The organism is Acidovorax sp. SUPP1855 (assembly GCF_030158955.1).
Classification (GTDB): domain Bacteria; phylum Pseudomonadota; class Gammaproteobacteria; order Burkholderiales; family Burkholderiaceae_C; genus Paracidovorax.
In genome coordinates this window covers 49,574-57,248 of record NZ_BQXI01000033.1, presented here as the reverse complement: position 1 = coordinate 57,248, position 7,675 = coordinate 49,574, and the positions used below count along the sequence as shown (strand labels likewise).

The 7,675-nt window shown below is 60.9% G+C and carries 15 protein-coding genes; 13 read left to right on the top strand and 2 right to left on the bottom strand.

The window, feature by feature from the left end:
- The 13 genes from AVMA1855_RS22280 to AVMA1855_RS22220 all read left to right on the top strand — a co-directional run.
- A partial coding sequence (locus AVMA1855_RS22280) for an EF-Tu C-terminal domain-related protein (RefSeq protein ID WP_502870364.1) occupies positions 1-146 on the top strand: 146 nt, incomplete at its 5' end.
- 24 nt (positions 147-170) lie between these two features.
- Positions 171-482: a 30S ribosomal protein S10 gene (gene rpsJ, locus AVMA1855_RS22275; protein WP_005796953.1), complete on the top strand. Its 312-nt coding sequence runs from the start codon at positions 171-173 to the stop codon at positions 480-482.
- A 218-nt stretch (positions 483-700) separates the two neighbouring features.
- Positions 701-1,372 carry a 50S ribosomal protein L3 gene (gene rplC, locus AVMA1855_RS22270; protein WP_284427341.1) on the top strand — a complete coding sequence of 224 codons (672 nt, stop codon included), beginning with the start codon at positions 701-703 and terminating at the stop codon, positions 1,370-1,372.
- Positions 1,372-1,992 carry a 50S ribosomal protein L4 gene (gene rplD, locus AVMA1855_RS22265; protein WP_092745107.1) on the top strand — a complete coding sequence of 207 codons (621 nt, stop codon included), beginning with the start codon at positions 1,372-1,374 and terminating at the stop codon, positions 1,990-1,992. The genes rplC and rplD overlap by 1 nt, the downstream gene beginning before the upstream one ends.
- Entirely contained in the window at positions 1,989-2,303 is a 315-nt protein-coding gene (rplW, locus tag AVMA1855_RS22260) for a 50S ribosomal protein L23 (RefSeq protein WP_272549645.1), read from the top strand. Before rplD ends, rplW begins: the two co-directional genes overlap by 4 nt.
- 2 nt (positions 2,304-2,305) lie before the next feature.
- Positions 2,306-3,130 carry a 50S ribosomal protein L2 gene (gene rplB / locus AVMA1855_RS22255; protein ID WP_092745109.1) on the top strand — a complete coding sequence of 275 codons (825 nt, stop codon included), beginning with the start codon at positions 2,306-2,308 and terminating at the stop codon, positions 3,128-3,130.
- A 10-nt stretch (positions 3,131-3,140) separates the two neighbouring features.
- Complete coding sequence (gene rpsS / locus AVMA1855_RS22250) at positions 3,141-3,419, top strand: 30S ribosomal protein S19 (protein ID WP_272565826.1); 279 nt, start codon at positions 3,141-3,143, stop codon at positions 3,417-3,419.
- A 9-nt stretch (positions 3,420-3,428) separates the two neighbouring features.
- The gene (gene rplV / locus AVMA1855_RS22245) at positions 3,429-3,761 is read left to right on the top strand and encodes a 50S ribosomal protein L22 (protein WP_005796970.1); all 333 of its coding nucleotides are present in this window, start codon (positions 3,429-3,431) and stop codon (positions 3,759-3,761) included.
- 16 nt (positions 3,762-3,777) lie between these two features.
- Positions 3,778-4,662 (top strand): 30S ribosomal protein S3, encoded by an 885-nt coding sequence (gene rpsC, locus AVMA1855_RS22240; RefSeq protein WP_272565825.1) that lies wholly within the window; start codon positions 3,778-3,780, stop codon positions 4,660-4,662.
- Positions 4,663-4,664: 2 nt separating this feature from the next.
- On the top strand, positions 4,665-5,081 hold the full coding sequence (gene rplP, locus AVMA1855_RS22235) for a 50S ribosomal protein L16 (RefSeq protein WP_056662458.1): 417 nt from the start codon (positions 4,665-4,667) through the stop codon (positions 5,079-5,081).
- Between the two features lie 16 nt (positions 5,082-5,097).
- Entirely contained in the window at positions 5,098-5,295 is a 198-nt protein-coding gene (rpmC, locus tag AVMA1855_RS22230; protein ID WP_272549639.1) for a 50S ribosomal protein L29, read from the top strand.
- A gap of 9 nt (positions 5,296-5,304) precedes the next feature.
- Positions 5,305-5,574, top strand: a complete 270-nt coding sequence (rpsQ, locus tag AVMA1855_RS22225) for a 30S ribosomal protein S17 (protein ID WP_092745113.1) — start codon at positions 5,305-5,307, stop codon at positions 5,572-5,574.
- A gap of 131 nt (positions 5,575-5,705) precedes the next feature.
- Positions 5,706-6,212: a peroxiredoxin gene (locus AVMA1855_RS22220; protein ID WP_272565822.1), complete on the top strand. Its 507-nt coding sequence runs from the start codon at positions 5,706-5,708 to the stop codon at positions 6,210-6,212.
- 209 nt (positions 6,213-6,421) lie between these two features.
- Here AVMA1855_RS22220 and AVMA1855_RS22215 read toward each other — a convergent pair whose 3' ends face one another.
- Together AVMA1855_RS22215 and AVMA1855_RS22210 are read right to left on the bottom strand one after the other, a co-directional pair.
- Complete coding sequence (locus AVMA1855_RS22215) at positions 6,422-6,913, bottom strand: GNAT family N-acetyltransferase (RefSeq protein WP_284427340.1); 492 nt, start codon at positions 6,911-6,913, stop codon at positions 6,422-6,424.
- Positions 6,914-7,006: 93 nt separating this feature from the next.
- A complete protein-coding gene (locus AVMA1855_RS22210) occupies positions 7,007-7,510 on the bottom strand; it encodes a TlpA disulfide reductase family protein (RefSeq protein ID WP_272565820.1) in 504 nt (167 codons plus the stop codon).
- Positions 7,511-7,675: the final 165 nt, after the last annotated feature.

Here is a 7,675-nt window from a genome sequence, read left to right as displayed (position 1 = left end):
ACAAGGAAATGGTCATGCCCGGCGACAACGTGTCGATCACCGTCAAGCTGATCAACCCCATCGCCATGGAAGAAGGCCTGCGCTTCGCCATCCGTGAAGGCGGTCGCACCGTCGGCGCCGGCGTCGTGGCCAAGATCATTGCTTAAGCCTCAGGCACAAAGGAACTTGCCATGTCCAAGCAAAAAATCCGCATCCGCCTGAAGGCGTTTGATTACAAGCTGATCGACCAGTCCGCTGCCGAGATCGTTGATACCGCCAAGCGCACCGGCGCCATCGTCAAGGGTCCCGTGCCACTGCCGACGCGCATGAAGCGTTTCGACATCCTGCGTTCGCCGCACGTCAACAAGACCAGCCGCGACCAGCTCGAAATCCGCACGCACCAGCGTTTGATGGACATCGTCGATCCGACGGACAAGACGGTGGACGCGCTGATGAAGCTCGACCTGCCGGCTGGCGTGGACGTCGAAATCAAGCTGCAGTAATCTGCCGGCTCCGGGGCGCGGCGGTTGCTGCGCACCAACACATAACGCGGACTTGCTTGCAAAAGCAGTCCGCGTTATACTTTGCGGCTTCGCCTTTTTTGCGCTTTGCGTGACGGTGGCGGAGTTTTATCAACCTTCTTTCGCGCACGGCGGTGCAAACGTTGTGCAAACGCTTTGGCCAATTGAAGTCGAGGCGGTGAAAGTTTTGGAGAAAATCAATGAGTCAAAGCAACTCCCAAGGGTTGCTGGGCCGCAAGGTGGGCATGATGCGTCTGTTCACCGATGACGGGGACGCAGTGCCCGTCACGGTGGTGGATGTGTCCAACAACCGCGTGACCCAGGTTAAAACCCAAGAGAACGATGGCTACGTGGCCTTGCAGGTCACGTTCGGTTTGCGCAAGGCATCGCGCGTGACCAAGCCCGCAGCGGGCCATCTGGCGAAGGCCGGCGTCGAAGCCGGTGAAGTGATCCGCGAATTCCGCGTGACCGCTGACGTCGCCGCCCAGTACGCCGTCGGTTCCACCGTCCCCGTGACGCTGTTCATCGTGGGCCAGAAGGTGGACGTGCAAGGTACGTCGATCGGCAAGGGCTACGCTGGCACGATCAAGCGCCACAACATGGCTTCGCAGCGCGCGTCGCACGGTAACAGCCGTTCGCACAATGTGCCTGGCTCCATCGGTATGGCACAAGACCCCGGTCGCGTGTTCCCCGGTAAGCGCATGACCGGCCATCTGGGCGATGTCACCAAGACCACGCAAAACCTCGATGTCATCCGCGTCGACGAAGCGCGTCAACTGCTCTTGATCAAGGGCGCCATTCCGGGCTCCAAGGGCGGGTTCGTGACGGTGCGTCCGGCAGTCAAGGCCAAAGCTTCCAAGGGAGCGAACTAATGCAGCTCGAACTCCTGAATGACCAAGGCCAGGCCGCATCGAAGTTCGATGCGCCCGAAACCGTGTTCGGTCGCGAATACAACGAAGATCTGGTTCACCAGATCGTGGTGGCTTACCAGGCCAATGCCCGCCAGGGCACGCGTGCTCAAAAAGACCGCGAGCAGGTCAAGCACTCCACCAAGAAGCCCTTCAAGCAAAAAGGCACCGGCCGCGCTCGCGCCGGTATGACCTCCTCGCCTCTGTGGCGTGGGGGCGGTCGCATCTTCCCGAATCTGCCTGAAGAAAACTTCACGCAGAAGATCAACAAGAAGATGTACCGCGCCGGCATGGCTGCGATCTTTTCGCAGCTGGCCCGTGAAGGCCGTCTGGCCGTGGTGGACTCGCTGACGCTGGAAAGCCCCAAGACCAAGGTGCTCGCCGACAAGTTCAAGGCGATGAACCTGCAGTCGGTGATGGTGATCGCCGACGAAGTGGACGAAAACCTGTACCTTGCTTCGCGCAATCTGAAGAACGTGTTCATCGTCGAACCCCGTTACGCAGACCCCGTGTCGCTGGTGCACTACAAGAAAGTGCTCGTCACCAAGGGCGCGATCGACAAACTCAAGGAGATGTTCGCATGAGCACGCCCAAGTTTGACGAAGGTCGTCTGATGCAAGTTCTGGTCGCTCCCATCGTGTCCGAAAAGGCCACCATGGTTGCCGAGAAGTCCAATGCTGTGACGTTCAAGGTGCTGCAGAACGCAACCAAGCCAGAAATCAAGGCCGCTGTGGAATTGATGTTCAAGGTCGAGGTCAAGGGCGTTTCTGTGGTGAACACCAAAGGCAAGGCCAAGCGTTTTGGCAAGACCATGGGCCGCCGCGACAACGTGCGCAAGGCTTATGTCACGCTGCAACCAGGTCAAGAGCTGAACCTGTCCGGGGAGGCCGCGTAATCATGGCCGTCATCAAAATGAAACCCACTTCACCCGGCCAACGTGCCGTGGTGAAGGTTACCCGTGACCACCTGTACAAGGGTGAAGCGTATGCGCCGCTGCTGGAGCCTCAGTTCCAGAAGGCCGGCCGCAACAACAACGGTCACATCACGACCCGCCACAAGGGCGGCGGTCACAAGCACCACTACCGTGTGGTGGATTTCGTCCGCAACAAGGATGGCATCCCCGCAAAGGTCGAGCGCATTGAATACGACCCGAACCGTACGGCCCACATCGCTTTGGTGTGCTATGCCGACGGCGAGCGCCGTTACATCATTGCCCCCCGTGGTCTGGAAGTCGGCAGCACGCTCCTGAGCGGCTCCGAAGCCCCGATCCGCGCAGGCAACACGCTGCCGATCCGTAACATCCCCGTGGGTTCGACCATCCACTGCATCGAGCTCAAGCCCGGTGCCGGTGCACAGATCGCACGCTCGGCAGGTGCTTCCGCAACGCTGCTGGCCCGTGAAGGTACGTACGCCCAGGTGCGCATGCGCTCTGGCGAAGTGCGCAAGATCCACATCGAGTGCCGTGCAACCATCGGCGAAGTCGCCAACGAAGAGCACAGCCTGCGCCAACTCGGCAAGGCCGGTGTGAAGCGCTGGATGGGTATTCGCCCAACGGTTCGTGGCGTGGCCATGAACCCGGTGGATCACCCTCACGGTGGTGGCGAAGGCCGCACCGGCGAAGGCCGCCATGCAGTCGATCCTTGGGGCAATCTGACCAAGGGTTATCGCACCCGCAACAACAAGCGCACACAAGTGATGATTGTGTCGCGTCGCAAGAAGTAAGGGATAACAAATGACTCGCTCTCTCAAAAAGGGTCCGTTTGTTGACCACCACTTGATGGCAAAGGTCGAAAAGGCCATTGCGACCAAGGACAAGAAACCAGTCAAGACCTGGTCGCGTCGCTCCATGGTTCTGCCCGATTTCATCGGTCTGACCATTGCCGTGCACAACGGCAAGCAGCACGTACCGGTGTATGTCACCGACCAGATGGTGGGCCACAAGCTGGGCGAATTCGCCCTGACGCGCACCTTCAAGGGTCACCCCGCGGACAAGAAAGTCCAGAAGAAGTAAGGAACGACCATGTCTGAAACACGTGCAGTCCTCCGGGGCGTCCGTCTGTCGGTCGACAAGGGCCGTCTGGTCGCTGATCTGATCCGCGGCAAGAAGGTCGACCAGGCTCTGAACATCCTGACGTTCACGCAGAAAAAAGCTGCAGGAATCGTCAAGAAGGTGCTGGAGTCCGCCATCGCCAACGCTGAGCACAACGACGGCGCCGACATCGACGAACTGAAGGTCAAGACCATCTACGTCGAACAAGGCACCACGCTCAAGCGTTTCACCGCGCGCGCCAAAGGCCGCGGCAATCGCATCAGCAAGCCCACGTGCCATGTGTACGTGACGGTTGGCAACTGAAGGCCCGAGGAAGACTATGGGACAGAAAATCCATCCTACCGGCTTCCGCCTGGCGGTCAGCCGCAACTGGGCCAGCCGTTGGTACGCGAGCAACCGTGACTTCGCCGGCATGCTGGCCGAAGACATCAAGGTGCGCGAATACCTGAAGGCCAAGCTGAAGAACGCTGCCGTCTCGCGCATCCTGATCGAGCGCCCCGCCAAGAATGCCCGCATCACCATCTACTCGGCACGTCCGGGCGTGGTGATCGGCAAGAAGGGCGAAGACATCGAGAACCTGAAGAAGGAACTCGCTACGCGTCTGGGCGTGCCGGTCGCAGTGAACATCGAAGAAGTGCGCAAGCCCGAAATCGATGCCAAGCTGATCGCCGACAGCATCACGCAACAGCTGGAAAAGCGGATCATGTTCCGCCGCGCCATGAAGCGCGCCATGCAAAACGCCATGCGTCTGGGTGCCCAGGGCATCAAGATCATGTCGTCCGGCCGTCTGAACGGGATTGAAATCGCCCGTTGCGAGTGGTACCGCGAAGGTCGCGTGCCGCTTCACACCCTGCGCGCCGACATCGACTACGGCACGTCCGAAGCCAAGACCACCTACGGCGTCATCGGCGTCAAGGTCTGGGTTTACAAGGGCGATACGCTGGGCCGCAACGATCTGCCCGCAGTGGAAACACCGCGTCCAGAAGAAGAGCGTCGTCCCCGTGGCCCGCGTCGCGATGGCCGCCCAGGTGGCGATCGTCCGGGTGCAGGCCGTGGTGGTCCACGCCGTCCAGCCGGTGCCAATGCGGCACCTGCAGACGGTAGCGACAAGCCCGCCGGTGCCGGTGGCGCCGATAACACCGCCGTTAAGCGCGTTCGCAAGGTTGACGCGCCCGCTACAGCAGCGGACGGCAAAGGAGAATAAAGATGCTGCAACCCGCTCGCCGCAAGTACCGCAAAGAGCAGAAGGGCCGTAACACCGGCGTTGCCACCCGTGGCAATTCGGTGGCCTTCGGTGACTTCGGCCTGAAGTGCACGGACCGTGGCCGTCTGACGGCCCGCCAGATCGAGGCCGCACGCCGTGCGATCTCCCGTCACGTGAAACGTGGCGGCCGTATCTGGATCCGCGTGTTCCCCGACAAGCCGATCTCTACCAAGCCCGCCGAAGTTCGGATGGGTAACGGTAAGGGCAACCCCGAGTATTACGTGGCTGAAATTCAGCCCGGCAAGGTGGTGTTCGAGATCGTCGGTGTGCCCGAAGAACTGGCCCGTGAAGCGTTCCGCCTGGCTGCTGCCAAGCTGCCGCTGCGCACCACGTTCGTGGCCCGTCAAATTGGCGCTTAAATTCAGGAGAATCGAAATGACGAAAGCTGCTGAACTGCGCCAAAAAGACGTCGCTGGCATCGAAACCGAAATCAAGTCCTTGCAAAAGGCCCACTTCGGTCTGCGCATGCAGAAGGCCACGCAACAACTGGCAAACACCAATACGCTGCGTATCACCCGTCGGGATATCGCTCGTGCCAAGACCATTCTTGCTGAAAAGCAAGCCGCCAAGTAAGGAGCCCACATGACGGAAGCTAAAAAATCCCTCAAGCGCACCTTGATTGGCAAGGTGGTCAGCGACAAGCGTACGAAGACCGTGACCGTGCTGGTCGAGCGCCGTGTGAAGCACGAGCTCTACGGCAAGATCGTGGCGAAATCCAGCAAGTACCACGCCCATGACGAAAAGGGCGAGTACAAGTTGGGTGACACCATCGAGATCACGGAAAGCCGTCCGATCTCCAAGACCAAGAACTGGGTTGCCACCCGTCTGGTCCAGAAGGCCGCACTGGTCTGATTGGCAGATCCTTACAAGCCTACGGGCTTGTTGGCTGCAAAGCCGCTCAAAACGACCCACAATGCTGGGTCGTTTTGTTTTTTGGGGCCCGCGTTCTGCAGGTCCCTCATTCCACACCCTAGGAGCCCAGCATGATCAAAGTCGGTGAAACCCTGCCTGCCATCACCTTGATGGAATATTCCGAAGTCGAAGGCGACGGTTGCAGCCTCGGTCCCAACCCTGTCGCAGTGGACCAGGCCACCACCGGCAAGACCATCGCGCTGTTTGCCGTGCCAGGTGCCTTCACGCCAACCTGTTCCGCCAAGCATGTTCCCGGGTATGTGGAGCAGGCCGAGGCCTTCAAGGCCGCGGGTGTGGACGAGATCTGGTGCCTGAGCGTGAATGACGCGTTCGTGATGGGCGCCTGGGCGCGCGATCAGAAGACCCAGGGCAAGGTGCGCATGCTGGCCGACGGCGATGCCGCTTTTGCCAAGGCCACGGGCCTGACGCTGGATCTGAACGGCAAGGGACTGGGCCTGCGCAGCAATCGGTATTCGATGCTGGTGAAAGATGGCAAGGTGGCATCGCTGAACATCGAGGCGCCCGGCAAGTTCGAAGTGAGCGACGCGGCAACGCTGTTGGCACAGGCCAAGGGCTGAACACAAAAGGTGCCGTTGGTTCGGGGACGGGAGAGGAAATTGCCCGTTCCGTGTCCAGCGCGATGCGGTTTGTTCGGTGAACTCATCGCATGGCGCTGGTGATGGCAGGACGGTCCCCGGAGTCGATACGGACCGTTGTTCCAAGCACCACGTTCGGCATGGCGGCGAAGGTGCCGGGATGCTCCGCCCCTTCACGCGCTCGCTGTGCCTTAATCGATATCCGCCTTGAGGTAGTGCGACCCTGCAATGGGGTTGTGATAGTAGGGCGGGATTTCTTCGAAGCCCAGGTCGGCATACAGCGCACGAGCCGATTCCATGCCATCGAGCGTGTCGAGCAGCACGCAGGCATATCCCGCTTGCCGCGCCGCATCGAGAATGGCCTCTGCCAGTTGCCGGCCGAGGCCGAAGCTGCGGAATGCCTTGCGTACATACAGGCGCTTCATTTCGCTGGCGTTGGGGTAATCGGCGTTGTCCATGGGGCGCAGCGCACAGCAGCCCGCGATGGCACCGTCCACTTCAGCCAGCAGGATCTGGCCGCGCGGCGGTGCATAGTCCGCCGGCAGGGTGGCCAGTTCGGCCTCGAAGTTCTGGAAATACAGGTCGATGCCCAAGCTGTCGGCATATTCCCGGAAGATGTCGCGCACAGCGTCCATCTCGGCAGGAAGGGTCGGCGTCAGCAGGGCCACGGAAGGCTGGTCCACAGGCGGTTGCTAGGAACGAAGGAGTTGCCAGTGTAGCGGGCTCTGTCCGGCCCATTCAACCGGCGGTTGGCCGCCCAAGCCGTGGAACGGGGGTCAGGTCTCTGCCAGCAGGCGCTCGATGAGCCGATGGAGTTCTGGGAAGTCGGGAGCCCCGACATAGGTCTTGACGATCTCGCCGCGCTTGTTGACGATGAAGGTGGACGGGGTGAGCTTGACGTCACCCCAGGCCTGGGCCACCGCGCCAGTGTTGTCGATGGCAACCTTGAACGGCAGTTGGCGGGTTTCGGCGAAATTCACCACATAGCTCGGTGGGTCGTAGCTCATGGCGACGGCCAAGGTGTCGAAGCCCTGTGCCCGGTACTTCTGGTAGGTTGCCACGACCTCGGGCATCTCGGCCACGCAGGTGACGCAACTGGTGGCCCAGAAGTTGACCAGGGTGACTTGGCCGTGCAAATCGGCGGTGGTCTTCTTGGAGCCATCCAGCAGAACGAAGGTCGACTGCGGTGCCTGGGACGTGCCGGCGCCCAGGAACACGAAGGCGCCGATGCCTGCGAATGCCGCCACTGCCGCGGCGCCCAACCAATGCTTGATGCCCATTGCGCTCTTTCCACCTGTGCCTGCACGGTGCGTGCAGTTGTCTGTCGACATTTTGCCGGACGGCCCGGATCTTCGGGGTGATGGAGCGCAAGGCCCTGCAAAAGTTCGCTGATCCTGCGAAGCCAAAGCCCCGGTGCAACTTGGAGGGGTCACCGCCCCGCCCAC

Bases quoted from the DNA above. Each gene is read 5' to 3' on its own strand.
- rpsJ (WP_005796953.1), top strand. From the start codon at position 171: ATGTCCAAGCAAAAAATCCGCATCCGCCTGAAGGCGTTTGATTACAAG.
- rplC (WP_284427341.1), top strand. From the start codon at position 701: ATGAGTCAAAGCAACTCCCAAGGGTTGCTGGGCCGCAAGGTGGGCATG.
- rplD (WP_092745107.1), top strand. From the start codon at position 1,372: ATGCAGCTCGAACTCCTGAATGACCAAGGCCAGGCCGCATCGAAGTTC.
- rplW (WP_272549645.1), top strand. From the start codon at position 1,989: ATGAGCACGCCCAAGTTTGACGAAGGTCGTCTGATGCAAGTTCTGGTC.
- rplB (WP_092745109.1), top strand. From the start codon at position 2,306: ATGGCCGTCATCAAAATGAAACCCACTTCACCCGGCCAACGTGCCGTG.
- rpsS (WP_272565826.1), top strand. From the start codon at position 3,141: ATGACTCGCTCTCTCAAAAAGGGTCCGTTTGTTGACCACCACTTGATG.
- rplV (WP_005796970.1), top strand. From the start codon at position 3,429: ATGTCTGAAACACGTGCAGTCCTCCGGGGCGTCCGTCTGTCGGTCGAC.
- rpsC (WP_272565825.1), top strand. From the start codon at position 3,778: ATGGGACAGAAAATCCATCCTACCGGCTTCCGCCTGGCGGTCAGCCGC.
- rplP (WP_056662458.1), top strand. From the start codon at position 4,665: ATGCTGCAACCCGCTCGCCGCAAGTACCGCAAAGAGCAGAAGGGCCGT.
- rpmC (WP_272549639.1), top strand. From the start codon at position 5,098: ATGACGAAAGCTGCTGAACTGCGCCAAAAAGACGTCGCTGGCATCGAA.
- rpsQ (WP_092745113.1), top strand. From the start codon at position 5,305: ATGACGGAAGCTAAAAAATCCCTCAAGCGCACCTTGATTGGCAAGGTG.
- AVMA1855_RS22220 (WP_272565822.1), top strand. From the start codon at position 5,706: ATGATCAAAGTCGGTGAAACCCTGCCTGCCATCACCTTGATGGAATAT.
- AVMA1855_RS22210 (WP_272565820.1), bottom strand. From the start codon at position 7,510: ATGGGCATCAAGCATTGGTTGGGCGCCGCGGCAGTGGCGGCATTCGCA.